The organism is Kribbella sp. NPDC043289, from assembly GCF_056436705.1.
Genome location: NZ_JBWKCB010000001.1, coordinates 1,137,933 through 1,162,965 on the forward strand (window position 1 = coordinate 1,137,933; position 25,033 = coordinate 1,162,965).

The window sequence follows — 25,033 nt, forward strand, 5'->3', positions numbered from 1 at the left end:
GCTGATCAGTACAGGTCGAGGATGGGGGCGCCGGTCGGCATCGCGAACGGCGTCCGGCGGGGTGCGCTCGTACTGAAGGTGAACGTGGAGAACTCGCGTGCCACGACCGTGTGTGCACCGGTCGTGGCGGACACCGTCAGCAGGTCGACCACGTTCACCCGAGCTGTATACCGCACTCCGGCCGCGATGAACGTCGTGTCGTCGAGCCACTGACCGAACACGAACGTCCAGTACGGTCGCGGCAGCTGGCCGGTGTGCTGGACCTTCACGCCGAACAGTTGGAGCCCCGCCCAGCTCGGCTGGATACCCATCCGGGCGTCATCCGGTTGGGTGACGAGGTACGTCGCGTTGGGTGAGAGGAACGCCTGCTGCCCGTTGAACGTGGTCTTGGTTCCGGTGGTCAGCGTAGGACCGACCTTGAGCGCGAGGCCGACGGCCTGGGCGAGCGGTTGCTGATACACCAGCTGTCCCGAGGTGACCGTCCGGACGGCGTTGGGGGACACGTCGGCCATCAGGACACCCTTGTTCGTGGGGATGTCCCAGCGGTACAGGCCGTCGAGCGTTCCGAAGTACGCCGAACTTCCGTCGATCGCGACGATGCGCGGAGAGACCGCGAGGCTGGCGTTCGGCGGGATCTTGTTGCCGATCGCGGTGCGGACGAGCTCGCGGCGGCCGGCGACGTCGTACACGACCGACTCGCAGTGGTCGTTGAAGCTTTCGACCCAGGCGACCAGGTTGCCGTGGAAGTCGGTGGTCACCCGCCAGGCGCTCTTGCCGAGGTCGTGGACGCCGGAGCGGTCGGCTACGTGGATGCCGTTGCTGTCGTCCAGGAAGACGAAGCCGGCGTCGGTTTGCGCGAAGGCGCCGATCCGGTGCGAACCGACGGAGATGATCTCGTCGCCGTAGTGGATCTTGTTGCCGAGCGCGAAGGTCGCCCGGCGTTGGGCGAACGGCGCCGGTCGGGTCGGCTGCGGTCGGGCCGGCTGCGGCCGGGTGTCGCGGGGTCGGAGGGCGGTCGCTCCGCTGACGGCGACTGCCGCGGTCGCGACCGCGCCGCCGATGACGCCGAGTGCGCGGCGTCGGCCGGCCCGGCGGTTTCCGGCCGCGACGATCGCGTCCAGGTCGAGCGGGGCCGGTTCGACGCCCTGCGCCCGCTCGGCGAGGGTGTCCCTGAGGAGCTCGGTCATTCGGTCATCCCTGCCTTCAGCACGACGTCGGCCCCCAGACGGGTCCGGAGCTTCTTGAGCGCGTCGGAAACCTGGCTCTTCACGGTCCCGACCGAGCAGCCGAGGATTTCGGCGGTCTGCGGTTCGGTGAGGTCCTCGTAGTAGCGCAGTACCAGCGCCGCTCGCTGCCGTGGCGGGAGCTTCTGCAGCTCGTGCCACAACCAGACCCGCGCGGTCGCGTCATCGCCGTCAGCCGGACGATCGGGCACGTCGTCGTGCGGCTGCTCGGCCCGCCACGACTTGCGGCGCCACCAGCCGATCGCGGTCGTCGTGATCACGCGGCGGGTGTAGGCCTCGGCGTTGTTCGGGTCCCGGAGGCGATGCCATCCGACGTACGTCTTGACCAGCGCCTCCTGGACGAGGTCCTCGGCGAGGCCGCGGTCGCCGGCCAGGAGATAGGCGTACCGGTAGAGCGCGCCGTGCCGGCTGGTGGCGAACTCGGCGAACGCCGTCGGGTCGGCCATCTCGTCCCCCTTGGTCTGTCTACCCTCCCTGACGTGAGGACGGCGGCAAAGGGTTGGGTGTTGCGGCGAGCAGGATCTTGGCGATCAGGGCGTGGCCGGCCGCGTTCGGGTGGTCGCCGTCGTCGGCGAGCAGCGACGTGATGTTCCCGCTGTGCTCGAACGGCGTGTAGATGTCGACGTACATCGCGTCGTCCGCGGCCGCCGCGGCGGCGATCGCGGCGTTGGTGCGGAGGGTGAGCTGGTCGCTGGCGACCCGGCCGCTCGTCGGGTACTGCCGCGCGGCCACGTCGCCGTCCTGGAACACGTTCCAGTAGCCGGTGACCAGGATCGTCGTCGGAAGGCCGTCGCGGAGACTGTGGATCCGGTTCAGGATCCGGTCGAGGTTGACGGTGAGCTGCTCGAAGTCGTCGGCGACACAGTCGGTGTCGCACTGACCACTGGTGACGTCCTTCTGGTGATCGCCGTAGTCGTTCGCGCCGATCGTCAGGAGTACGACGGAGGCGCGCGCCGTGGCCACCTGGGTGGGGGAGTTCGTCTGGTTGAGGGTCTGGAGCAGACCGTTGGAGTCGAGGCCGCCGACGCCGAGGTTGTCGACGTGCACGTTCCGACCGGTCCGGGCGTGCAGCAGGTCGCCGTACATCTGCGGGAAGCCGGAGCAGTTGCAGCTGGTCCCTGACGTCACCGAGTCGCCGAGCGCGACCACGTCGATCGCGCCCGGCGGTTGCGGCCGTACGACCTCGCTGAGCGTGTCGCCGTCGTGGAAGGCGGCGACGAGCACGATCAGCAGCAGGCCGATGGACAGCCGTCGCAGTGTGGGGATCACGCCGGTTTCGTGTGCCTCGTCTCAGGGTGCGGGCTCACCGGGAGGGCAAGCTGGTTCGCCAGCCAAGGATAGGCCGACGCGAAAGCGGGCGCGGCGAACTGCCAGACGTGGGTGCCCGGGGAGATCTCCACGCGGGACCAGATCCCGACCTTCGCGGCCGCCTTGGACAGTTCCTCCGCCTCGTGCTGGTGGCGCAGTTCCTCGGTGCTGGTCAGGAACAGACCCTTCACGTTCGTGTACTTGCCGTGCGCGTGCATCACGAGCAGCGCCTCGTTGGCCTTCTCCAGCGCCACGTTCCCGCCGTACAGATCCTGCAGGCTGGCGGCCGGTGTACTGGTGTACGGCACGAGGTCGCCGGAGATGTCGACGAAGTGGTCGAACACGTTCGGGTGCTCGACGACCAGGTCGAGCGAGCAGGTGCCGCCCATCGAGAACCCGGCGACGGCCCACTGCCGCGGGTCCTTGGCGGCGCCGAACGTTCTCTCGATGTACCGCGGGATGTCTTGGTCGAGGTGGTCGGCCGCGTTCCCGCGCGGCCCGTTCACGCACTCGGTGTCGTTGTCGAACCGCGCGGTCGCGTCCGCGAACACCAGGATCGGCGCCCACCCGTGGTGCTGGTGCGCGTACGCGTCGGACACCTGTACGGCGTTGCCGAGTCGCACCCAGTCACCCGGGCCACCCCGCTCGCCACCGACCAGCTCCACCACGGGCAACGCCGGCCGATGGCGGCCGCCCCCGAACCAGGCCGGAGGCAGGTAGACGAGCTCCTGGCGGTGGTGGAAGTGGCTGAATGTCGCCGGGATGTTCACGGCGACCAGCCGGCCCGCCGCGGGCAGCTTCTTGCTTCCGGCGTCGTGAGCGATACCCGCCATCGATACCTGACCCGGCAGCGGCGTGTTGGTCCAGTCGTTCACCGCAGAGTCGATGGTCGGGTAGTAGCCGACGAACTGGTTGACGCCGTTGGCGCACACCAGCGCGGCGAGCGCCGCTGCGAGTACCGCCGTACCGCGCCGCCACCACTGCGCCGTCCGCCAGCCCGCGGCGAGCACGATCAGCGCCGCCACAGCGAGCCCGAACCACAACCACACGGAGAACGGCAACGGATCGGTGATCCCGGTCCACCGCGCCCCCGGGTACGCCGCGATGAACGCGACCAGCGCGGCCCCACCGGCGATGCACGGCAGCACGCGGAACCGCCAGCGCCGATCCCGCCACCCCACGGCCAGCACCAGCACCCCGGCAGCCACGACATCCAGCACCAGCGGGAACCATCCGCTCAGCAGCGAAACGCTCATTCAGCCCCTCCAAGATCAGGTAGACCCACCCCCCAGACGCGACACAACATCAACTGGTTGGCACGCCAACTCCGGGCCCTCTCAGCGTCCCCTCAGCTCCGCACAAGCTCCCGCAGCACGGCGACCGGATCGTCCGCGTGATCCAGCGGTACGCTCCGGCTGGCCAAGTAGTTCGTGACGAAGTCACCCGCGTGGTCAGTCCAGGTCTCCGCGACGTATAGCGCATCCTCGGGCGCGACGCTTGCGAGGATCGGTCCGTCGAGCCGCTCGAAGATCCGTGGAACCGGCAGCTCGGGTGTCCAGTGCGGTGGCTGTTCGACGCGCAGATAGGTCGCGAACTCGGGCGCGAAGTAGGGGGCCACGCAACCGGTCGGGCCACTGTCGGCGTGCAGGCGGTCGAGAGCCAGCCTGAACTCACGGAGCCGGTCCCGCTCGCTGCCGGAAGCCCGCCGCTCAGCGCACCACAGCATGGCGACGACCGTCGACGCGATGTCCAGTTCTGCCATTACCAGGGTGTCCTCGACCTCGGGCAGCTTGTCGAGCAAGACCGGATGGGAGGCGACGACAGCCGTCAGTTCGACGTCGCAGCGCATGAACGAGGGCAAGGGAAAGGTGTGCGCGAGCAGTTCGGCGACGTACTCGACGGGGAGGTCCGCGCTCGTCCGGGAGAGCAGCATCAGGATCGCTTGCTTGACGTTGCCGTTCACCTCGGACCGGCCGGAGAGGTCGCTGAGCAGCGACCGGTACCACCCGTAGTCGAAGGGAAGCGGACGACCGAAGTACGGCGTCCCGGTGCTCCCGAAGAAGATCACCGAGAGCTGGTGGATCGCCGCCACGTCCGCCTCGCTCCAGGGTTCGTCGACCGCCCGGGTAGCGGCGTCGCCGATCTTGAGCGTGGCCTTGTGCGCGAGGTCTCCGAGCAGCTCCGCTTCGTTGATCTGCGGATCGGTCCCGGACACGAGGCGCAGGCACAGCCGCAGCTCCCACCACGGAACGGGGCTGGCCGAGTCCTCGACGCCGAGGTAATCCATGAGGCTGAACCAGCCGGCGCCGTCGAGTCCTGCTTTCCAGAGCCGGACCAGTGGGCGCCAGCGGTCGGCTGCGTCCGGGCCGACGAGTTCTTCGACCGGGACGGAGTTCTCGTCCAGCAGGACGCGGAGCAGGGTGAGGTTGGCGGTGTAACAAGCTCGGCGGCGGACCGGGTCGTAGGGGAGCGGGTGGTAGAGCTGGTCGCCGCTGTCGGGGCGGGTGAGCTCCCGACGAAGCAGCTCGGCGATCGTCGCGAGCAGTGACGGGCGCTGAGACTCCGGGAGGCCCTTGGAGAGTTCGGTGACGAAGGTTGTGATCGGGGCTCGGGTGGTGAGGGGCTGGTGGCTGAGGAGGCGGCGGAGGAGGTCGTCGTTGAGGCCGTTGGACTGTGGGACGAGCGCGGTCGCTTCGAGGTCGCGGTGGCGCATCAGCTGCACGAGAAGTTCCAGGACCAGCTCCGAGACGAGGAACTCGCCGAACGTTGCGTGCAGGAACTCGTAGGCGTTGCGCTGTTCGCGGTCGGCTCGGGCGTTGTGGACGAACATGAACTCGCCGAGTACGCGGTCGCCTGCGGTCAGCGGTTGGATGTCCGAGGCCGTCTCAGCGGGGCGTGGTTCGAGCGCGGAGAGGTCGGCGTTCAGCTCGTTGTCCGTGATGTGCTGACGCCCGCGGTTGAACATTCCGATCGCGGCGTACTGCAGCTGGCGGCGGAGTTGACGCTGCAGCAGCTCCTGTTCGCTCAGTGGGCGGTCCGGCGCGGACTTCTCGGTGATCTGCCGGGCGATGAAGCGGTCCATGATCCGCCGGTAGAGCTCGCTCCGGGTGAGTTCGGCACTGCCCAGCTCGCTGGTGCCCAGCTCGGCGAGGTAGACGGCGAGCATCAGCAGGAGTAGCGGCTGAGCGGTCAGCTCGCGGATCTCGTCCGATGCCGTCATCTCGGCGACCTTGAGCGGTGCGAAGCCCGCGATGCTGTCGTGTGCCGCGTTCCAGGTTGCAAGCCATTGGGCGATGCGGGGCTCGTCGAATTCGCGGAGCTTGATCATTGGGGTGCCGGGGGCGATCTCGGCGCGGTCGGCGACGACGGTTCGGGAGGTGATGATGACCAAGGTGGGGGTGCCGAGGGTGCGGGCGCGTTTCTGGAAGGCCTCGACCTTCGACAGGTACGCCGACTGGGTCACGCCGGTCGCTTGGACGAGTTCGTCGAAACCATCGAGCAGTACGACGAGATGGCACCGGTGCGGACACGTGTCGGGATCGCCGCACGTCTCGCACGCGCCGCATTCCTGGCGTAGCTCGTCCAGGTCGGCGTTGGGCCGCTGGAGCGTGCGCTGCAGCTCCTTGTTGATCTGCAGCGTGAGGTCGTCGTCCGGATTGACGGAACGCAGCGGCACCCGCACCACCGCGAACGCATCGGCCGGCAACTGCGCCGCCAGCACCTCGGTCAGCAACGACTTGCCGGCCCCGGGATGGCCGAGGAGAAGCAGCGGCCGCCGGGCACCGTCCGGACTGGCGAGATAGCTCGCGAGGTACTCGACCAGCGACGAGTATTCGGGCTGCGCCGACCACCAGTCCTCGTCCGCGGGTTGCGACGCGTCATCCGCGATCGCGTGGTGGAAGGACGGCTCGACGAACCCGTCCCGGACCGTCGGCGAGGCGATCGACTGGGTACGGGACCGCAGCAGCGGCTCGTCGAGTACTTCGCGTGCCGCGAGCGCCAGCTTCTCGCGGTAACAGTTCCGGCCGGTCGGAGAGCCCGGCATCACCATCGTGAGCATCGTCCGGAGTTCACCGAGCGCCGCCGCCTGGACGTCGCCTTGCGCACGGACTTCCGCGCGGGTCGCGGCGAACTCGTTCAGCGTGACCCACAGACCGAACGGCGCCGACGGGCTGAGCTCCAGCATCCGGCTCCGGTAGAGCTGCACCGCCCGGACCACGATCGCGTCCCGTACGCCGGCCGGTGGCGCCGGGTCGCGAGACCACGCCTCCAGACCGGAGAAGAAGTCGACGCACCGACGCGCGAGGCGCTCGTAGTACGGCTTCAGGTTGCGCTCGAGGTTCTCGTCCAGCCCGAGCTCCGGCGACGACATCGGTACGGCGACGTCGAACAGGTCGGCGTGGTCTGTTCCGGGCACCTCCATCAGCCGGCTGCGCTCGCGGTCCGTCAGCGTGAGGTCGCGGTGCGCGGGCCCGGTGACCTGCGGCAGCGCGTCGAAGAACGACGAGACGGCCGTGATGGTGTGCGCGGCCACGACCAGGTCCAGCTGGTCCTTCTCGCGGCTGCCGCGCAAGCGCTTCGACACGGTGTTCACGAGGGCGTCGAGCAGACTCACGGCCTCGTTCTTCGGGTCCACCAGCGACAGCCAAGCCGCGGCAGTGAGTCCCGCCACCGGTCCGCCGACGAGAGTCGCGGCGCCGGCGCCGGCGAAGATCGCCGTACCGAAGAACTTCTCGAGGGCCGAGCGGCTCCGGTCGTCGATGTCGAGCACTGCCAGCACACCTTTGAAGGTGTACGGCGAGACGGCCACAGGCGGGGCTCCTCGGGCGGGGTTCGGAAGTGGGAGCCCAACCTATCGCTGTGGGCGGTCGACCCGCTGCGTTCGGTGAGTGGGCCGGTGGTCACCGTGTGTCGCAGCCGAGGCACCGGCGGTCCCCGTTCGACAATGTCGAACGAGGGGCGTTGTACCGCCGGTCCAACGCTCCTACATTCCAGCCAGCCGTGGTCGTCACGGCGTGGAAGGGAGGCCAAGCATGGCTACGACCGAAGCGGTCAAACCAAGAACCCTTCTGGGGGAGTGTTCGGCGGAGTTCGCCGGAACGTTCATCCTGATCCTGTTCGGCGTCGGGGTGGTCGCCCAAGTGGTGGCCGGGGGGATCGGCAACCACGACTCGATCGGCTGGGCCTGGGGTATCGGCGTCACCATGGGCGTCTACGTGTCCGCCCGGCTCAGCGGTGGCCACATCAATCCCGCGGTGACGATCGCCCTGGCGGTCTTCCGTGGATTCCCGTGGCGGAAGGTGCTGCCCTACATCGCGGCCCAGTTCCTCGGCGCGTTCGCGGCGGCGATGGTGGTCCGCTGGAACTACTCCAAGGTCCTGAACCACTTCGACCCCGGACTGACGATCAAGAGCCAGGGGGTGTTCTCCACCCTCCCGGGCAACGGCAACACCGCGCTCGGGGCGGGCGTGTGGAGCGGTTTCCTGGACCAGATCATCGGTACGGCGATCCTGATGCTGGTCATCCTGGCCATCGTCGACCTGCGCAACACCGCACCGGCCGCGAACCTGGGCCCGTTCATCATCGGCCTGCTGGTGGTCGGCATCGGGATGGCCTGGGGCACCCTGGCCGGGTACGCGATCAACCCCGCGCGTGACTTCGGCCCACGGCTCGCCTCCGCGCTGACCGGGTACGGGGGACAAGCCTTCAAGGATCAGTTCGGTGATCTCTATTTCTGGGTCCCGATCGTGGGACCGATCATCGGTGCGCTCATCGGCGCCCTGCTCTACGACGTGCTCGTCGGCCGGTACTTGCCAGTCGGCGACGCGGACGAAGAGGTGGGCCGGGTTCCGGTACCCGAGGAGGAGACGTCGGCATGATGCACCGCACTACCGCGCACTGTGAGGAGAGGATTTTCCATGGCTGACTTCGTCGGTGCCGTCGATCAGGGCACCACGAGCACCCGTTTCATGATCTTCGACCACTCCGGCAACGAGGTGGGCATCCACCAGCTGGAGCACGAGCAGATCCTGCCGCAGGCCGGCTGGGTCGAGCACAACCCGGTGGAGATCTGGGAGCGGACGAGCGCGGTCATCCGGACCGCGATGAACGCCCAAGGGCTGCAGTCGAGCGACCTGGCGGCGCTCGGCATCACCAACCAGCGCGAGACCGCCGTGGTCTGGAACCGCAAGACCGGGCGGCCCTACTACAACGCGATCGTCTGGCAGGACACCCGGACCGACCGGATCGCCTCCGCGCTCGACCGCGAGGGCAAGGGTGACGTGATCCGGCAGAAGGCCGGTCTGCCGCCGGCGACGTACTTCTCGGCCGGCAAGGTGCAGTGGATCCTGGAGAACGTCGACGGGGTCCGCGAGGCCGCGGAGGCCGGGGACGCGGTGTTCGGCAACACCGACACCTGGCTGCTCTGGAACCTGACGGGGGGTACGGAGGGTGGCGTCCACATCACGGATGTGACCAACGCCAGCCGCACGATGCTGATGAACCTCGAGACGCTCGACTGGGACGACGAGCTGATCAGCTTCTTCAACATCCCAAGGCAGATGCTCCCGGAGATCCGTCCGTCCTCGGACCCGAACATGTATGGCGAGACGCTCGCCAACGGTCCACTGGGTGGCGTCGTAGCGCTGACCGGTGACCTCGGTGACCAGCAGGCCGCGACCGTCGGCCAGGTCTGCTTCAACCCGGGCGAGGCGAAGAACACCTACGGCACCGGTAACTTCATGCTGCTGAACACCGGTACCGAGCTGGTCCGGTCGAAGGCCGGCCTGCTGACGACGATGTGCTACAAATTCGGCGACGAGGCCCCGATCTACGCGCTGGAGGGATCCATCGCGGTGACCGGGTCGGCGGTCCAGTGGCTGCGGGACCAGCTCGGCATCATCTCCGGTGCGAGCGAGACCGAGACGCTGGCCCGGCAGGTCGAGGACAACGGTGGCGTGTACTTCGTCCCCGCGTTCTCCGGCCTGTTCGCGCCGTACTGGCGGTCCGATGCCCGCGGGGCGATCGTCGGACTGTCCCGGTTCAACACCAACGCTCACCTGGCGCGCGCAACACTGGAGGCGATCTGCTACCAGAGCAAGGACGTCGCGGACGCGATGGAGAAGGACTCGGGCGTGAAGCTCGACGTCCTGAAGGTCGACGGCGGTGTGACAGCCAACGAGCTGGCCATGCAGATGCAGGCGGACATCCTCGGCGTACCGGTGAGCAAGCCGGTCGTCGCGGAGACCACCGCCCTGGGCGCGGCGTACGCCGCCGGGCTCGCCGTGGGCTTCTGGAAGACCAAGGACGAGCTGGTTCAGAACTGGAACGAGGACAAGCGGTGGGAACCGCAGTGGACGGACGAACAGCGACAGCACGGGTACGCCGGGTGGCAGAAGGCCGTCCAGCGCACCCTCGACTGGGTCGACGTCGACTGAGATAGCACGAGATACGGAATCGGAAGGAACAGCACAGTGGGCGTAGTGGCTCTGTCACCGCAGGCGCGGGCCGAAGCGATCGACGCGATGGCCGACGGACGGGAACTGGACGTCCTGGTGATCGGTGGCGGGGTGGTCGGCACTGGTTCGGCACTCGATGCCGCGACCCGGGGTCTGACCACCGGACTGCTCGAGGCGCGCGACTTCGCGAGCGGTACCTCCAGCAGGTCCAGCAAGTTGATTCATGGCGGTTTGCGCTACCTGGAGATGCTCGACTTCCGACTGGTGCACGAGGCGTTGCAGGAGCGCGGTCTGCTCCTGCAGCGCCTGGCGCCGCACCTGGTGAAGCCGGTGCCGTTCCTGTACCCGCTCCAGCACCGCTGGTGGGAGCGGTTCTACGCCGGCGCCGGCGTGGCGTTGTACGACGGCATGGCGGTCAGCTCCGGCCTCGGCGCCGGACTGCCGCTGCACCGGCACCTGACGCGCCGCGGGGCGATGCGGCTGGTGCCGTCGCTGAAGAAGTCGGCGCTCGTCGGGGCGCTGCAGTACTACGACGCGCAGGTCGACGACGCGCGGCACACGATGGAGCTCGCTCGTACCGCGGCGTCGTACGGCGCGCACGTGGCGAACCGGGTGAAGGTCACCGGATTCCTGCGTCAGGGCGAGCGGGTCACCGGCGTCCAGGCGAAGGACCTGGAGAGCGGGCGCACGTTCGAGGTCCGCGCCAAGCAGGTCGTGAACTCGACCGGCGTGTGGACCGACGACACCCAGGCGATGGTGGGGGAGCGCGGCCAGTACCACGTCCGCGCGTCGAAGGGGATCCACCTCGTCGTACCGAAGGACCGGATCCAGTCCAGCACCGGGATGATCCTGCGGACCGAGAAGTCCGTACTGTTCATCATCCCGTGGGGCCGGCACTGGCTGATCGGCACCACGGACACCGACTGGCACCTGGACAAGGCGCACCCGGCGGCGACCAGCAAGGACATCGAGTACCTGCTCGACCACGTCAACGCCGTCCTCACCACGCCACTCACCCGCGAGGACGTCGAGGGCGTGTACGCCGGTCTGCGGCCGCTGCTGGCCGGTGAGTCGGAGAGTACGTCGAAGCTGTCCCGCGAGCACGTGGTCGCGCACGCGGCACCGGGTCTCGTGGTGGTTGCCGGGGGCAAGTACACGACGTACCGGGTGATGGCCAAGGACGCGATCGACGCGGCCGCGGACGCGCTCGACGGCCGGGTCCCGCGCAGTGTCACGAAGAACATCCCGCTGGTCGGCGCGGACGGGTACCAGGCGCTGTGGAACCAGCGGCACCTGATCGCGCAGCGCTCCGGCCTGCACGTCGCCCGGATCGAGCACCTGCTGAACCGGTACGGTGCTCTGGTCAACGAAGTCCTCGAGTTGGTCGCGGAGGACCCGTCGCTGGGCGAGCAGTTGCCCGGCACTCAGGACTACCTGAAGGCCGAGATCGTGTACGGCGCGAAGGCCGAGGCGGCCCGGCATCTCGACGACATCCTGGCCCGGCGGACCCGGATCTCGATCGAGGCCTGGGACCGTGGCGTCGGCGCGGCCGAGGCGGCGGCCCGCCTGATCGCCCCGATCCTCGGCTGGGACGAGGCGACCATCGAACGAGAGGTGTCGGTCTACCTCAAGCGGGTCCAGTCCGAGCGCGACTCCCAGGACCAGCCCGACGACGAGTCCGCCGACAAGGTCCGCCTCGAGGCCCCGGACATCGTCTCGCCGATCTGACGGCCGGGAGGGCCGGCTCCAACCGGCCCTCCCGTACCGACCCCGGGCGGTGGGGTCAGCCGTTGGCGACGGTCACCACGTAGTTCGCGCCGTCGTCGGTGAAGGTGTAGTCGCCGGGGCCGTTCACGGTCTTGGCGCCGAGGTTGTCGTCGTCATCGGGGAAGTCGCCCTCCATCAGGGTCAGCACCTTGCCCTGCGGGACGGCGACCCGCTGGATGTCCTTGCTGTCCCCGGTGGTCATCTGCACCGGCCCCCAGATGGTGCTGCCGTCGACAACCAGGTACGCGTCGTCCGCGCCGGTGTTGTCCTCCTGCTCGTTGCACTTGATGTGCGTGATCACCAATCCGGCCTGCGGCGCCGCGTGCGCGGCGACCGGAACGAGTGCGGCGCTGCTCAGCCCCAGTGCGGCGGCGGCGAGAATCCTGCCTGCGGTCAACATGAGCTTGTTTCCTCCCGAGTTGTCCTACCTGATGACTCAGGACGCTAAGCAGCACACGTATCAAGCGTTTGACAGCCCCATCACGGCTACCGCTCTTCGCGCTCCCCCGAAAGGCTTGCTAGAGCTCGTGGTCTTCGGGGCGGATCCAGTTGAAGGTGCGCTGGACGGCGGACTGCCAGTTCGTGTACTCCGTGGCGCGGCGGGCCGGGTCCATGTGCGGGACCCATTGGCCGGCGCGGTGCCAGTTGCTGCGCAGCCCCTCGAGATCGGGCCAGTACCCGACCGCGAGACCAGCGGCGTACGCGGCGCCGAGGGAGACCGTCTCGGTCACCATCGGGCGGACGACGCGGACGTCGAGGAGATCGGCGAGGAACTGCATCAGCAGGTTGTTCGCCGTCATCCCGCCGTCGACCTTCAACGACGTCAGCTCGATCCCGGAGTCCGCGTTCATCGCGTCGACCACCTCCAGGGTCTGGAACCCGGTCGCCTCCAGCACCGCCCGGGCCAGGTGCCCCTTGGTGATGTAGGCCGTGAGCCCCGCGATCACGCCGCGCGCCTCGCTGCGCCAATGCGGCGCGAACAGCCCGGAGAACGCGGGCACGATGTACGCGCCGCCGTTGTCGTCGACGGTCCGCGCGAGCGTCTCGATCTCGGCCGCGGTGTGGATCATCCCCAGCCCGTCCCGGAACCACTGCACCAGCGACCCGGTCACCGCCATCGCACCTTCCAGCGCGTACGACGCCGGGTGGTCACCGATGCGGTACGCGACGGTCGTGAGCATGCCGTGCTTGGACCGGACGATCTCCGGACCGGTGTTCATCAGCAGGAACGACCCCGTGCCGTACGTGCACTTCGCCTCACCGGCGCTGAAGCAGGTCTGGCCGAACAGCGCGGCCTGCTGGTCGCCGAGCGCGGCGCCGATCCGCACCCCGGGCAGCACTTCGGTCGCGGTTGCGAACACCCCGGACGACGAACGGATCTCCGGCAGCATCGCGCGTGGCAGGTCGAAGGCCGCCAGCAACCGGTCGTCCCACTCGAGCGTCTCGATGTTCATCAGCATCGTCCGGCTCGCGTTCGTCACGTCCGTGGCGTGCAGCCCGCCGGACGCACCGCCGGTGAAGTTCCAGATCAGCCAGGACTCCATCGTGCCGAACAGGATCTCGCCACGCTCGGCGCGCTGTCGCAGACCGGGCGTGTGGTCGAGCATCCAGTGGATCCGCGGTGCCGAGAAGTACGTCGTCAACGGCAGACCGCACAGCTCGGAGTACCGGTCCGGGCCCTGGTCGCCCGCAAGTTCGGTGACCAGGCGGTCGGTCCGGGTGTCCTGCCAGACCACCGCGTGACCGATCGGCTGCCCGGTAAACCGGTCCCAGAGCAGACTCGTCTCCCGCTGGTTGGCGATGCCGATGGCTACGATCTGGGACGGCATCGCCCCGATCTGCCGGATTGCCGCCGGTACCACCCGGGTGACGTTGTTCCAGATCTCCCCGGCGTCGTGCTCGACCCAGCCCGGTCGCGGGAACAACTGATGGTGTTCCCGTTGGGCGACCGAGACCAGCCGCCCGCGCCGGTCGAACAGAATGCAGCGGGTCGAGTTCGTCCCCTGGTCCACTGCGGCCACGTACTGCTCAGCCATTTCCCCACCCCCCGATCAGCCGCCGGTCTGTGCCCCCAGAACGTGCCGGTGGTCCCTGCCTCAAGTGTCCTCCCGGAGGTCACGCCCGATGGCCTCCGCCGTCGCCCGAACCATGGTCACCAGATCCGCCCGGTGCCGGAGCTTGCTGTCACAGATCCGCTCCACTCGTCCGGCCAGCCCGACCGCGCCGACGACCAGGCCGCCCAGGCCGCGGATCGGCGCCGCGATACTCGCCAGCTCGACCGTGTGCTCCTCGAACTCGCTGGCCCAGCCACGCGCCCGGACCGTCGCGAGTTCCTCGGCCAGCCGGGCCGGATCGGTGATCGTCCGCGTGGTGAACGCCTCCAGGGTCCGCGGTCGCGCGGCACCGCTGGTGTCGTAGGCCAGCACGGCCTTGCCCAAGGCGGTGGCATGCGGCGGAAGCGTCGTACCGACGTCGAGGTTCTGGTCGCTGTCGTCGGGGCGGAAAACGTGGTGGACGACGACCACGACGCCGTCGACCAGGCGGCCGACGCGCGCCACCTCGCCGCTGCGGGACGCGAGTGAGTCGGCCCAGTTGATCGCGCGGCTGCGGAGCTCGTTCGGGTCCAGATAGCTCTCGCCGAGGCGGCCGAACGCGTCGCTGAGGTGATAGTGCGCGCCGCTGTGGTCCTGCTCGACGAAGCCGACCTGGTGCAGGGTGCGGAGGATGCCGTGCACGGTCGTCTTCGCCAGCCCGAGCGCATTACCCAGGTCGGCGACCCCCAGCCCGTCGGGCGCGGCGGCGAGCAGTCGCAGCACCGCCGCGGCCCGCTCGATCGACTGCACAGTCCCCGGCACACCGGCAGGCTACCTGTGAATCACTGGTCTGGCTCCACCTCAGGAGTCACTCCGAGGCGATCGCCCGCAGCACATCGAAACGGGCTGCGCGCCGTGACGGCCAGACCGCAGCCAGTACGCCGAACAGCATCGCGGCGCCGACCGCGCACGCCAGTTGCAGCACCGGGATGTCGCGCACCGCCAGACCGTTGTCGACCATCGCGGACTGGATCGCGGACGCGAACAGGACGCCGATCACAAGCCCCAGCAGTGAACCGAGCGACGTGATCGCGATCGACTCCACCCGCAGCATCCAGCTGAGCTGCGGCCGGTCCATCCCGATCGCCCGCAGCAGGCCGATCTCACGGGTCCGCTCGACCACGCCGAGTGCGAGGGTGTTCACGATGCCGAGCAGCGCGATCAGGATCGCCATCGCGAGCAGGAACCCGACCGCGGCCAGCACACCGTTCACGGGTTCGCGGGCGCTCGCGGCGTACGCCTGCTGGTCGCGGACCTGGATCGACGGGTAGTCCTTGGTCAGCGCGTCGAGGACGCCGGCCCGGACCTCGCCGACCTGCTTGCCCTGGGCAACGTCGACGTACAGCAGGGTGTCGCTGGCGGAGTCGCCGATGGTGGCGTACGTCGGGAGCGCGACGACGACCGCGTTGAGCTGCCGGTTCGGGGCGATGATGCCGCCGACGGTCAGGCGGTGTTTGCCGGTCGTGGTGGTCAGGTCGAACGTCTTGCCGACGGTCAGGTCGAGTGTCTTCGCCAGGTTCCGGGGCAGGAGCGCCTGGCCGGAGCCGAGCGCGGCCGCGGAGCCGGCGTCGAACGTGGTGGTGATCGGGCCGTCCAGAGTGCCGTCGCTGACACCGGTGACCGGGACGTTCGTCTTGCCGATCTGGCCGGAGTCCTGCCGGACGCGGTGCACCGACTGGACGCCGGCGACCTTCGCCGTCCGGTCGCCGATCTGCGAACTGAAGGTCGGCGTGCCGTCGGAGGTGATCAGCAGCTCGGACGTGCCGAGCGCGTCGGCGATGCTCTGGCTGATCGAGGCCTTGGCCGACGCGGTGATCACCATCAGGCCGCAGATCAGCGAGACCGAGATCATCAGCGCGGACGCGGTCGCCGAGGTCCGGCGGGGGTTGCGTTCGGCGTTGCGGCGGCCGAGGGTGACCGGTGCCTTGCGGCCGAACGGGTACATCAGCGCGCGGACGACGTACCGGCTGAGCAGCGGGCTGAGCATCACGATGCTGATCACCGCGGTGCCGGCCGCGAGCATGATCAGGACCGCGCCGGGCAGGCCGCCGGCGCCGAGACCGACCGCGTACAACATGACGGCCATCAGCAGCACGAAGCCGCCGATCAGCAGGCGGACGAGCAGCGAGCGTTCCGGGGCGCCGACGTCGTCGCGCATCGCGGCGATCGGTGGCAGCTTGCCGGCCCGGCGGGCGGCGGGGGCCGCGGCGGCGACAGTCACGCCGATGCCGATCAGGTAGCAGACGATGATCGTCGTCGGCTTCACCTGCAGTGCCGCGGTCGGGATCCGCAGGTCGAGGCGCTCGTAGACGAACCTGATTCCGAAGGCGACGCCGATCCCGACCAGCAGACCGAGGGTGGCGCCGACGGCACCGATCACCACGCTCTCGGCAACTACCGTGCCGGTGACCTGGCCGCGGGACGCGCCGATCGCGCGCAGCATCGCGAGCTCGCGGGAGCGCTGCGCGACCACCATCGCGAACGTGTTGACGATCAGGAACGTGCCGACGAACAGCGCGAGGAAGGCGAACACCACCAGGACCGTGCTGAAACCGCCGAACGTGGTGTCGAGGTCGTGCTCACCGTCGGCGGTGACCTGCTTCGCCGTACGGACCTTGACGGAGTCGCCGACGGTCTGGGCGATCGCCTTGCTGACCGTGTCCGGGTCGGAGCCCGGCTGGACCGCGACGGTGATCGACGTCCAACCCGGTTTGCCGAGCAGCAGGAACTGGGCCGTCGCGCCGTCGAAGGTGACCAGCGGCGCCCCGGCCGCAACGCCCGCGGCCGCCGGCGTGGTGGTTGCCGTCAGCGCCGCCGTGACGGACCGGGTCGGAGTGACGATCTTGACCTGGTCGCCGAGGTCGTAGCCCGCGCGGCTGGCGGTGGACTCGTCGAGCGCGAGCTGGCCGCGGCCGGACGGGGCGATGCCGTCGACCAGCTTGAAGGGAGCGGTCGCGCTGTCGCGGGGCCAGGAAGCACCGAAGCTCGTCAGTCCGAAGTTCTGCAGGGGCTTGCCGTCCGGGCCGAGGATCTCGACGTCGCTGATCAACAGTTGCGGCGTGGCGTCGGCGACTCCGGGGACGGTGCGGATGCGATCGGCGACATCGGACTGGAACGTCGCCGGCTGGCCGGCACCTGCCTCGATCGGAGTGGACGGCGTGACGGTGATGTCCGCCGTACTCACCGCGAAGTTCTTCTTCAGGGCGGTGGAGAGCGTGTCGGTGAAGACCATCGCACCGCCGGCGAACGCGACGCCGAGCGTCACGGCGATCGTGCACAGCACGAACCGCAGCCGGTGCGCGAGGACCGAGCGCAGACCGAGCTTGAACATCAGCCGGCCAGGTCGTCGGCCGGGGCCGCGTCGAGCCGCTTCATCGTGTCGAGCACCGACTCGGCGGTCGGGTCGATCAGTTCCGACTGCAGCGTGCCGTCGGCGAGGAACAGCACCCGGTCGGCGTACGACGCCGCGCTCGGATCGTGGGTCACCATCACGACCGTCTGCTGGAAGTCCCGAACCGAGCGGTGCAGGAAGTCGAGGACGTCACCGGAGGAGCGGGAGTCCAGGTTGCCGGTCGGCTCGTCGGCGAACACCACATCAGGTCGGGAGACCAACGCACGGGCGCAGGCGACCCGCTGTTGCTGACCGCCGGACAGCTCCGACGGCTTGTGACCGAGGCGGTCGCTGAGGCCGATCGAGTCGATGACCGTGGTCAGCCACTCCTGGTCCGGCTTGCGGCCGGCCAGGTCGAGAGGGAGCGTGATGTTCTCCAGCGCCGTCAGCGTCGGGACCAGGTTGAACGCCTGGAACACGAAGCCGATCCGGTCGCGGCGCAGGTGCGTGAGCTGCTTCTCGGGCAGCTTGGTCAGGTCGACGTCGCCGAGCAGCACCTGCCCGAGCGTCGGCTTGTCGAGCCCCGCGAGACAATGCAGCAACGTCGACTTCCCGGAGCCGGACGGGCCCATGATCGCGGTGAACCGGCCGCGCCCGAAATCCGCGCTCACGTCGGCGAGCGCGTCGACCTGCGTCTGCCCACCGCCGTACCGCTTCCACAACCCGACCGCCTGGACCGCAGCGTCACCCACACTCATGCGACGAAACCTATCGACCGAGGGTTCCTCGGCCGACTGGTGGTCGTCGCTCAGCCGTCGACCGTGATCAGGTCGATGCCGGCGGACTCGGCTGCGACCTCCTCGACGGAGCGGGTCGGCAGCGGCGGGGGAGTGCCGCCCCAGGCCGGGCAGATCGCCTTGTGGTCGCACCAGTCGCACAGCGGGCCCGGGCTCGGCCGCCAGTCGCCGGAGTCCAGCGCGCGGGTGATCGCGATCCAGAGCGCGGACACCTTGCGCTCGCAGGCGCGCAGGTCGGCCTCGTCGGGGACGTAGCGGACGATCTCGCCGTTGCCCAGATAGACCAGCTGGAGCATCGCGGGCACCACGCCGCGGAGCTTCCACAGCACCAGCGCGTAGAACTTCATCTGGAACAGCGCCTTCGCCTCGAAGAACTCCGACGGCGAACGGCCGGTCTTGTAGTCGACGACCCGGATCTCACCGGTCGGCGCGACGTCGAGGCGGTCGACGTAGCCGCGCAGTACCAGACCGGAGTCGAGCGCGGTCTCGACGTACAGCTCGCGCTCGGCGGGCTCCAGGGCGTTCGGGTCCTCGAGGGTGAAGTACTTGCCGAGCAGTTGGTGGGCCTCGGCGAGCCACTTGGCCAGCTCCTCGCCGCTCGCGTCCTCGGCGAACAGCTGCGCGACCTCGGGCTCCTCCTCGAGCACCCGCTGCCATTGCGGCTCCAGCATCTCGGCGGCCTGCTCGAGCGTCCGCTGCCCGCGCGGAAGGTCGTACAAACGCTCGAGCACCGCGTGCACCACCGTCCCGCGGACGGCCGCCGGCGACGGCTTCTCGGGCAGCCGGTCGACGACGCGGAACCGGTACTTCAACGGGCAGCTCATGAAGTCCGCCGCTCGGGAGGGCGACAGGGCACCCCGCGGATGCTGGTGCGGATCGACTGCGGCTGCGACGCTCATGCCCCAAACCCTAGGCACAACGACCGACAGTTCGCGCGCGCCCACCCCGACCCTGTGGAAAACAGCATCCAGGAGGTTTGCCGCCCGGCTCACGGTGGGTGCGTAGCACGGAGTTACCACGAGACCAGTAGCGTTGGCTTGATGCCAGATTCTCGCGACTCCCAGAACTCCGCCCAGCCGGCCGGTCCACCACCGCCCGGTACCTGGGTGCTCGGTCGTGTCCGCGGGATCCGGCTGACGATGCGCTTCACCTGGCTGCCGGTGGCGATGCTGCTGGCGCTCGGCTTCGCGGCGATCATCGGCCGCCAGTTCCCCGAGCTCGGCGGCTGGCGCTACCTCGCGGCGTTCGCCTTCGTGGTCGCCTTCACGCTGTCGATCCTGGTCCACGAGCTGGCGCACGCGCTGATGGCGCTGAAGTTCGGGATCGGCGTCTCGGAGATCAACCTCGGCTTCTTCGCGGCCGGTACGCACATCGAGGGTGAGCGGAAGTCACCACTCGAGGAATTCGCCGTCTCGGTGGTCGGCCCGATCGCATCCCTGATCGTCGGCGGCCTCGCGTACCTCGGCTCCCGCGCCTTCGACGAGGGCGTCGGGTACGTCGCCCTCCTGGAGCTCGGCATCGCGAACCTGATCGTCGGCGTCACGAACCTACTGCCCGGCCTGCCGCTCGACGGCGGCTGGGTGCTGCGCGCGATCGTCTGGAAGCTCACCGGCAACATGCACACCGGCACCGTGGTGGCGGCCTGGGCGGGCCGGCTGCTGGCGATCTCGGTGCTGGCCGCGCCGGTCCTGTTCGAGCAGCTCTGGGGCTGGCAGCCGTCGATGATCGACTTCGTGATCGCGCTGCTGGTCGGCTTCTTCCTGTGGAGCGGCTCGACCGCATCGCTGATGCAGGCCCGGTTGCGCAGCAAGCTGCCCACGCTCCAGGTGCGGACGCTGGCCCGCCGCGCCGTCGCCGTACATTCCGGGACACCGATCTCCGAGGCGGTCCGGATGGCCGGGGAGGCCCAGGCCGGCGCGGTCGTGGTGATCGACGGCGACGGCAGCCCGCACGCGCTGGTGTCGGAGTCCGCGGTCGCCGCGGTCGCGCCGAACCAGCGCCCGTGGACCACGGTCAGCGAGGTCTCGACGCGGATCGGCGCGGGCCACATCATCGGCGTGAACGACACCGGCGAGGAGATCCTCGCCACGCTCCGCCAGCACCCTGCCTCGGAGTACCTCGTCCTGGACGCGAACGGCACGGTGTACGGCGTGCTCGCGACCGCGGACGTGGAACGCGCGTTCCGGTCCGGCTGATTACTCGGTTCCGGTGACCGAAAGTTAAGGTGAGCGCCTTATGGCTGACTTGCGTGACTTTCCTGACCAGGCGTTCTCCGGGGTGCACCACGGCCCCTTGCAGGAGGGCGAGTGGATCACCCTGCAGGACTCCAAGGGCCGCCGGCACTCGGTGAAGCTGGAGCGCGGGAAGATCTTCCACACCACCAAGGGCGGGATCGCGCACGACGAACTGATCGACGGCCCGGACGCGGTCACGATCCGCTCCAAGGGCAACGTCGAGTACCTCGCGCTGCGCCCGCTGATGGCCGACTACTCGGTCTCGATGCCGCGCGGCGCGGCGGTGATCTACCCGAAGGACACCGCGCAGATCGTCACGATGGCCGACATCTTTCCGGGCGCGAAGGTGGTCGAGGCCGGCGCCGGCTCCGGCGCGCTGACCACCGCGTTGCTGCGTGCGGTCGGGATCCAGGGGCAGGTGATCTCGTTCGAGCGCCGCGAGGACTTCGCCGAGGTCGCGCGCAAGAACGTCACCGGTTTCTTCGGAGCCGAGCACCCGGCCTGGCGGCTCGAGGTCGGCGACCTGGTCGAGAAGCTGAACGAGCAGGATGTGGACCGCGTCGTCCTGGACATGCTGGCCCCGTGGGAGTGCATCGACGTCTGCGCCGAGGCCCTGTCCCCGGGTGGGGTGTTCTGCGCGTACGTCGCCACCACGACGCAGCTGAGCCGGGTCGTGGAGACACTGCGGGCGCACGGCGAGTTCACCGAGCCGCGCGCGTGGGAGTCACTCGTGCGAGACTGGCACGTAGAAGGCCTTGCGGTTCGTCCGGGACACCGGATGCAAGGTCACACCGCCTTCCTGGTCACCGCGCGACGGATGGCGCACGGGGAGCAGGCACCCCGGAAGAAGCGGCGCCCCGCGCCTGGTGCGTACGGCGACGATTACCTCGGGCCCCGTCGTGCGGAAGCCCCTGCGGATTCGTCGGGCGACATGCCGAAGGCAACTGGTTCATCCGCAACCGACACGTGATGGGATACAGCTTGCCCGGCGAGCTTTTCTGGGTAAGGTCCATAGGGTCGAGCCCCACATGGTGAGGTGATGATCGTGGCTGGAGACGAGAGCCCTACCGCGGCAGAACTGCGTAACCAGGTCCGGTACCTGGAAGCCGAAGTCGCGGCGTTGCGACGTCGGCTGCTCGAGCACCCGGCGGACAGCCGGTCGCTCGAGAGCAGACTGTCCGAAACCCAGGCCTCCTTGGCGAGTGTCACCGCTCAGAACGAGCGGCTGGCCGACACGCTGCGGGAGGCGCGAGAGAAGATCATCGCCCTGAAGGAGGAAGTCGACCGGCTGGCGCAACCGCCGTCCGGATTCGGCACCTTCCTCGGACGCAATGAAGACGACACGCTGGACGTGTTCACCGGCGGCCGGAAGCTCCGGGTCGCGGCGAGCCCGTCGGTGGACCTGGACGCGCTGCGGCTCGGCCAGGAACTGATGCTGAACGAAGCACTCAACGTGGTCGAGGCCTGCGAGTTCGAGGTCGTCGGCGACGTGGTGATGCTCAAGGAACTGCTCGCCGACGGTGAGCGGGCCCTGGTCATCGCGCAGGCGGACGAGGAGCGGGTGGTGCGGCTCGCGTCGCCGCTGCTCGACGTGCCGCTGCGGTCGGGCGACTCGTTGCTGCTGGAGCCCCGCTCCGGGTACGTCTACGAGAAGATCCCGAAGTCCGAGGTCGAGGAGCTGGTGCTCGAAGAGGTCCCGGACATCGACTACACCCAGATCGGTGGCCTGGCCGGCCAGATCGAGCAGATCCGGGACGCGGTCGAGCTGCCGTACCTGCACAAGGACCTGTTCCTGGAGCACGAGCTCAAGCCGCCGAAGGGCGTGCTGCTCTACGGGCCGCCCGGCTGCGGGAAGACGCTGATCGCGAAGGCGGTGGCGAACTCGCTGGCCAAGAAGGTCGCCGAGCGCACCGGTGTCGCCGAGCAGAAGTCGTTCTTCCTGAACATCAAGGGCCCGGAGCTGCTGAACAAGTACGTCGGTGAGACCGAGCGGCACATCCGCCTGGTCTTCCAGCGGGCGCGCGAGAAGGCGTCCGAGGGAATGCCGGTGATCGTGTTCTTCGACGAGATGGACTCGCTGTTCCGCACCCGCGGTTCCGGTGTCTCCTCCGACGTCGAGAACACCATCGTCCCGCAGCTGCTCAGCGAGATCGACGGTGTCGAGGGCCTGGAGAACGTCCTCGTGATCGGTGCCTCGAACCGTGAGGACATGATCGACCCGGCGATCCTGCGGCCCGGCCGGCTGGACGTGAAGATCAAGATCGAGCGCCCGGACGCCGAGGCGGCCCGGGACATCTTCTCGAAGTACCTGACCAGCGGACTGCCGCTGCACACCGACGACCTGAGCGAGTTCGGTGGCGACCGGCAGGCCTGCGTGGACGGGATGATCCAGCGCACCGTCGAGCGGATGTACACCGAGGCCGACGAGAACCGGTTCCTCGAGGTCACCTACGCCAACGGTGACAAGGAGGTCCTGTACTTCAAGGACTTCAACTCGGGCGCGATGATCCAGAACATCGTCGACCGGGCGAAGAAGATGGCGATCAAGGCGTTCCTGGACGAGAACCAGAAGGGCCTGCGGGTGCAGCACCTGCTGCAGGCCTGCGTGGACGAGTTCAAGGAGAACGAGGACCTGCCGAACACCACGAACCCGGACGACTGGGCCCGGATCTCCGGCAAGAAGGGCGAGCGGATCGTCTACATCCGGACGCTCATCTCCGGCAAGCAGGGCACCGAGCCCGGCCGGTCGATCGACACCGCGACCAACACGGGTCAGTACCTGTAAGCATCCATACTGCGAAACGCCCCTGGACCAGCCGGTCCAGGGGCGTTTCTCTGTCCTCAGGGGGTAGAGATAACCCCCGGTTGAGTCGGGGGGTTTCCCCGATTGGTACGGCGTCCTCGCGGGCCTACCGTGCTGCTATGGCGACGGACGATCTACGCAAGGACCTGCGGGCCGCGGTGGCGGCACGGCAGGAGCTCGGGCCGGAGTACGAGTCCGAGGTCATCGACAGCTTCCTGGACAAGCTCGACCAGCGCGACGCCCAGCGCCGCGCCGGCCTGCTGCCGGAACCCGTACCGGCCCGGCCGGTGAGCCGCCACCCGAGCCGGGAGACGGACCCGGGTGGTCTCGCGCTGGCGATCGTCTCGATCGTGGCGGCGATCCCGATCACGGCGATCGCGGCCGACATGATGGGGAAGTTCGGCGTCCTGATCTGCTGGGCGGGCCTGGTCGGCATCAACTACGCCCGCGCCGTGGCCCGCCGTCGTGGCTAGTTGAACAGCAGTTGGCGGCCCTTGGCGTCGAACGCCCGGATCTCGGTCTTGAGGTGCTGGCCGGACTTGAACGTCCCGGTCGCCTGGACCTCGGTGTAGGCGAAGCCGCCGTCGACGACACCGCTGGTCCACGGGCCGGGCTTACCGTCCAGGACGTAGCGGGCCTCGACCTTCGCGATCTCGGGCAGCGCTCGGTAGATCCGCCACGCCTGCAAGGTGTGGAGGTCGTTCGTGAAGTCGCCGTCCGACCCGGCGAGCGCCACCAGACCGCGCTTCACGGTCGGGTCGGCCCGCCATGCCTTGTCGTCGACCCTGCCGACCGTGCCGATCGAGCCGAGCTTGCTGAGCGGCGGCGTCCGTGAGAGGCAGTACCGGTACCCGAGGCTGAAGGGGGCGGGAGCCCCTCCCGCCCCGGCCCCCGGCCTGCGACCGCCGTCGCCGTTCACGGGCTTCGGGGTCGCACCCTTCGTGTCCCGCGCCAGCCCCACCAGCGTGGTGCTGTCCTTGGAGATGCCCCGGACGTGACGGCTCCAGACGAGCTCAGCAGGGCCTGGCTCATCGGGGAACTGGCACCCGTTGACGACCTTCGCCAACTGGGCCTGCGGAACGGGGCCGAGGTCGACGCCGACGCGGGCCTGTGGCTTGGTCGTGCCGTACGCCAGGGTCGGGGCCGCGCCCGGCGTCGACGTACCGGCTACCCCGGCGTGGTCCGGTGACTTCTGGGTGATGACGAGCGTGCCGGCGACCACGGCTGCGACGGCGGCGACGCCAACCACCGGGGCGACCCGGTGGCGGGCCGGACGACGCGTGGCGGGCCGGGTCCGCTCCATCAGCTGGTTGCGCATCCGGGCGTGCTCGGCGGCGGTCAGCGGCGGTACGCGCGGCGGTTCGAGTTCGGTGTTCATGAGAGCTCCTCGGTGAGGTCGACCCGGGTGAGCAGGTCGGGGAAACGCTGACGGGTGCGGTGCAGCCGGGCCTTGACGGTCCCGATCGGTACGCCGAGGGCTTCCGCCGCCTCGGAGGTGGTCAGTCCGGACCAGACGACGAGCTCGAGCGTCTCGCGTTCGTGCCGGGGGAGTTTCGCGACGGCGCGGCGGATCGCGGACATCCGGAGTTCGTCGTCGAGGCGGCGGGCGACGTCCGGAGCGTGGTCGTCACCGGGCGCGGGACCGGGCAGGCGATCCACCAGCTTCCGCAAGCGGTTCGCCGTCCGAGCCAGCGTCCGGCACTCGTTGCCGGCCACCACGAGCAGCCAGCCGCGAGCGCTCGGCGCGGTCAGCCGCCCCGGTGGGTTCCGCTCGAACCGCCGCCAGGTGTTCAGGAACGTCGCCTGCACCACGTCGTCCGCGGTGCTCCACGAGGCAGTACGACGGAACGCGAACGCGCGGACGTCGTCGGCGTACCGGTCGAACAGTTCGCCCAGCGCGAAGTGGTCCCCGGTGCGCAACCGCTCCCACAGATCGTGGTCCGAGCCGTCGACGGGCGCAGGCTCGCTCGCTGCACCGGCGCCTGCGGATCCCATCGAC

20 protein-coding genes are annotated in these 25,033 nt (G+C 69.1%); 7 read left to right on the plus strand and 13 right to left on the minus strand.

Annotation, left to right across the window (positions count from 1 at the left end; translation table 11 throughout):
• Positions 1-5 precede the first annotated feature (5 nt).
• The 5 genes from AC0662_RS05355 to AC0662_RS05375 all read right to left on the minus strand — a co-directional run bounded on the left by AC0662_RS05355 (position 6) and on the right by AC0662_RS05375 (position 7,362).
• Positions 6-1,187, minus strand: coding sequence for a hypothetical protein (locus AC0662_RS05355; RefSeq protein ID WP_478298705.1), 1,182 nt, complete (start codon positions 1,185-1,187; stop codon positions 6-8).
• On the minus strand, positions 1,184-1,690 hold the full coding sequence (locus AC0662_RS05360) for a SigE family RNA polymerase sigma factor (protein WP_452198506.1): 507 nt from the start codon (positions 1,688-1,690) through the stop codon (positions 1,184-1,186). The genes AC0662_RS05355 and AC0662_RS05360 overlap by 4 nt, the downstream gene beginning before the upstream one ends.
• A 19-nt stretch (positions 1,691-1,709) precedes the next feature.
• Positions 1,710-2,513 (minus strand): SGNH/GDSL hydrolase family protein, encoded by an 804-nt coding sequence (locus AC0662_RS05365; RefSeq protein WP_452198507.1) that lies wholly within the window; start codon positions 2,511-2,513, stop codon positions 1,710-1,712.
• The gene (locus AC0662_RS05370) at positions 2,510-3,808 is read right to left on the minus strand and encodes an alpha/beta hydrolase (RefSeq protein WP_478298708.1); all 1,299 of its coding nucleotides are present in this window, start codon (positions 3,806-3,808) and stop codon (positions 2,510-2,512) included. Before AC0662_RS05370 ends, AC0662_RS05365 begins: the two co-directional genes overlap by 4 nt.
• Positions 3,809-3,900: 92 nt before the next feature.
• Positions 3,901-7,362, minus strand: a complete 3,462-nt coding sequence (locus AC0662_RS05375) for an NACHT domain-containing protein (protein ID WP_478298710.1) — start codon at positions 7,360-7,362, stop codon at positions 3,901-3,903.
• 223 nt (positions 7,363-7,585) lie between these two features.
• Here AC0662_RS05375 and AC0662_RS05380 point away from each other — a divergent pair, with 223 nt between their 5' ends.
• From AC0662_RS05380 to AC0662_RS05390, 3 genes are read left to right on the plus strand one after another with little or no spacing between them, the layout of a single operon-like run.
• On the plus strand, positions 7,586-8,431 hold the full coding sequence (locus AC0662_RS05380; RefSeq protein ID WP_452198515.1) for an MIP/aquaporin family protein: 846 nt from the start codon (positions 7,586-7,588) through the stop codon (positions 8,429-8,431).
• 39 nt (positions 8,432-8,470) lie between these two features.
• Positions 8,471-9,988, plus strand: coding sequence for a glycerol kinase GlpK (glpK, locus tag AC0662_RS05385; RefSeq protein ID WP_452198517.1), 1,518 nt, complete (start codon positions 8,471-8,473; stop codon positions 9,986-9,988).
• A 36-nt stretch (positions 9,989-10,024) separates the two neighbouring features.
• On the plus strand, positions 10,025-11,737 hold the full coding sequence (locus AC0662_RS05390) for a glycerol-3-phosphate dehydrogenase/oxidase (protein WP_478298713.1): 1,713 nt from the start codon (positions 10,025-10,027) through the stop codon (positions 11,735-11,737).
• A gap of 55 nt (positions 11,738-11,792) precedes the next feature.
• Here AC0662_RS05390 and AC0662_RS05395 read toward each other — a convergent pair whose 3' ends face one another.
• From AC0662_RS05395 to AC0662_RS05420, 6 genes are all read right to left on the minus strand, one after another.
• Positions 11,793-12,176, minus strand: coding sequence for a hypothetical protein (locus tag AC0662_RS05395; protein WP_452198520.1), 384 nt, complete (start codon positions 12,174-12,176; stop codon positions 11,793-11,795).
• Between the two features lie 118 nt (positions 12,177-12,294).
• Positions 12,295-13,812 carry a glycerol kinase GlpK gene (glpK, locus tag AC0662_RS05400; protein WP_478298715.1) on the minus strand — a complete coding sequence of 506 codons (1,518 nt, stop codon included), beginning with the start codon at positions 13,810-13,812 and terminating at the stop codon, positions 12,295-12,297.
• Between the two features lie 60 nt (positions 13,813-13,872).
• Positions 13,873-14,631 carry an IclR family transcriptional regulator gene (locus AC0662_RS05405; protein ID WP_478298716.1) on the minus strand — a complete coding sequence of 253 codons (759 nt, stop codon included), beginning with the start codon at positions 14,629-14,631 and terminating at the stop codon, positions 13,873-13,875.
• Between the two features lie 46 nt (positions 14,632-14,677).
• Positions 14,678-17,200: an ABC transporter permease gene (locus AC0662_RS05410; protein WP_478298718.1), complete on the minus strand. Its 2,523-nt coding sequence runs from the start codon at positions 17,198-17,200 to the stop codon at positions 14,678-14,680.
• Positions 17,200-17,958 (minus strand): ABC transporter ATP-binding protein, encoded by a 759-nt coding sequence (locus tag AC0662_RS05415; protein ID WP_452198528.1) that lies wholly within the window; start codon positions 17,956-17,958, stop codon positions 17,200-17,202. Before AC0662_RS05415 ends, AC0662_RS05410 begins: the two co-directional genes overlap by 1 nt.
• Before the next feature lie 50 nt (positions 17,959-18,008).
• Positions 18,009-18,896 (minus strand): RecB family exonuclease, encoded by an 888-nt coding sequence (locus AC0662_RS05420; protein WP_452198530.1) that lies wholly within the window; start codon positions 18,894-18,896, stop codon positions 18,009-18,011.
• A gap of 141 nt (positions 18,897-19,037) precedes the next feature.
• On the opposite strand from AC0662_RS05420, the gene AC0662_RS05425 reads away from it, so the two are divergent.
• The 4 genes from AC0662_RS05425 (at position 19,038) to AC0662_RS05440 (ending at position 23,507) form a co-directional block, all read left to right on the plus strand.
• Positions 19,038-20,192, plus strand: coding sequence for a site-2 protease family protein (locus tag AC0662_RS05425; protein ID WP_452198531.1), 1,155 nt, complete (start codon positions 19,038-19,040; stop codon positions 20,190-20,192).
• A gap of 40 nt (positions 20,193-20,232) precedes the next feature.
• Entirely contained in the window at positions 20,233-21,201 is a 969-nt protein-coding gene (locus AC0662_RS05430; protein WP_452198532.1) for a tRNA (adenine-N1)-methyltransferase, read from the plus strand.
• Between the two features lie 69 nt (positions 21,202-21,270).
• Positions 21,271-23,016 carry a proteasome ATPase gene (gene arc / locus AC0662_RS05435; RefSeq protein ID WP_478298722.1) on the plus strand — a complete coding sequence of 582 codons (1,746 nt, stop codon included), beginning with the start codon at positions 21,271-21,273 and terminating at the stop codon, positions 23,014-23,016.
• Between the two features lie 137 nt (positions 23,017-23,153).
• The gene (locus tag AC0662_RS05440) at positions 23,154-23,507 is read left to right on the plus strand and encodes a hypothetical protein (RefSeq protein ID WP_478298724.1); all 354 of its coding nucleotides are present in this window, start codon (positions 23,154-23,156) and stop codon (positions 23,505-23,507) included.
• On the opposite strand, the gene AC0662_RS05445 is transcribed toward AC0662_RS05440, so the two are convergent.
• Positions 23,504-24,412, minus strand: a complete 909-nt coding sequence (locus tag AC0662_RS05445) for a hypothetical protein (RefSeq protein WP_478298726.1) — start codon at positions 24,410-24,412, stop codon at positions 23,504-23,506. The two genes, AC0662_RS05440 and AC0662_RS05445, sit on opposite strands and share 4 nt — an antisense overlap.
• Positions 24,409-25,029, minus strand: coding sequence for an RNA polymerase sigma factor (locus AC0662_RS05450; protein WP_452198540.1), 621 nt, complete (start codon positions 25,027-25,029; stop codon positions 24,409-24,411). Before AC0662_RS05450 ends, AC0662_RS05445 begins: the two co-directional genes overlap by 4 nt.
• Positions 25,030-25,033: the final 4 nt, after the last annotated feature.

Coding starts and splice junctions, on each gene's coding strand:
- AC0662_RS05355 (WP_478298705.1), bottom strand. CDS start 1,187: ATGACCGAGCTCCTCAGGGACACCCTCGCCGAGCGGGCGCAGGGCGTC.
- AC0662_RS05360 (WP_452198506.1), bottom strand. CDS start 1,690: ATGGCCGACCCGACGGCGTTCGCCGAGTTCGCCACCAGCCGGCACGGC.
- AC0662_RS05370 (WP_478298708.1), bottom strand. CDS start 3,808: ATGAGCGTTTCGCTGCTGAGCGGATGGTTCCCGCTGGTGCTGGATGTC.
- AC0662_RS05380 (WP_452198515.1), top strand. CDS start 7,586: ATGGCTACGACCGAAGCGGTCAAACCAAGAACCCTTCTGGGGGAGTGT.
- glpK (WP_452198517.1), top strand. CDS start 8,471: ATGGCTGACTTCGTCGGTGCCGTCGATCAGGGCACCACGAGCACCCGT.
- AC0662_RS05395 (WP_452198520.1), bottom strand. CDS start 12,176: ATGTTGACCGCAGGCAGGATTCTCGCCGCCGCCGCACTGGGGCTGAGC.
- glpK (WP_478298715.1), bottom strand. CDS start 13,812: ATGGCTGAGCAGTACGTGGCCGCAGTGGACCAGGGGACGAACTCGACC.
- AC0662_RS05410 (WP_478298718.1), bottom strand. CDS start 17,200: ATGTTCAAGCTCGGTCTGCGCTCGGTCCTCGCGCACCGGCTGCGGTTC.
- AC0662_RS05415 (WP_452198528.1), bottom strand. CDS start 17,958: ATGAGTGTGGGTGACGCTGCGGTCCAGGCGGTCGGGTTGTGGAAGCGG.
- AC0662_RS05420 (WP_452198530.1), bottom strand. CDS start 18,896: ATGAGCGTCGCAGCCGCAGTCGATCCGCACCAGCATCCGCGGGGTGCC.
- AC0662_RS05425 (WP_452198531.1), top strand. CDS start 19,038: ATGCCAGATTCTCGCGACTCCCAGAACTCCGCCCAGCCGGCCGGTCCA.
- AC0662_RS05430 (WP_452198532.1), top strand. CDS start 20,233: ATGGCTGACTTGCGTGACTTTCCTGACCAGGCGTTCTCCGGGGTGCAC.
- arc (WP_478298722.1), top strand. CDS start 21,271: ATGATCGTGGCTGGAGACGAGAGCCCTACCGCGGCAGAACTGCGTAAC.
- AC0662_RS05440 (WP_478298724.1), top strand. CDS start 23,154: ATGGCGACGGACGATCTACGCAAGGACCTGCGGGCCGCGGTGGCGGCA.
- AC0662_RS05445 (WP_478298726.1), bottom strand. CDS start 24,412: ATGAACACCGAACTCGAACCGCCGCGCGTACCGCCGCTGACCGCCGCC.
- AC0662_RS05450 (WP_452198540.1), bottom strand. CDS start 25,029: ATGGGATCCGCAGGCGCCGGTGCAGCGAGCGAGCCTGCGCCCGTCGAC.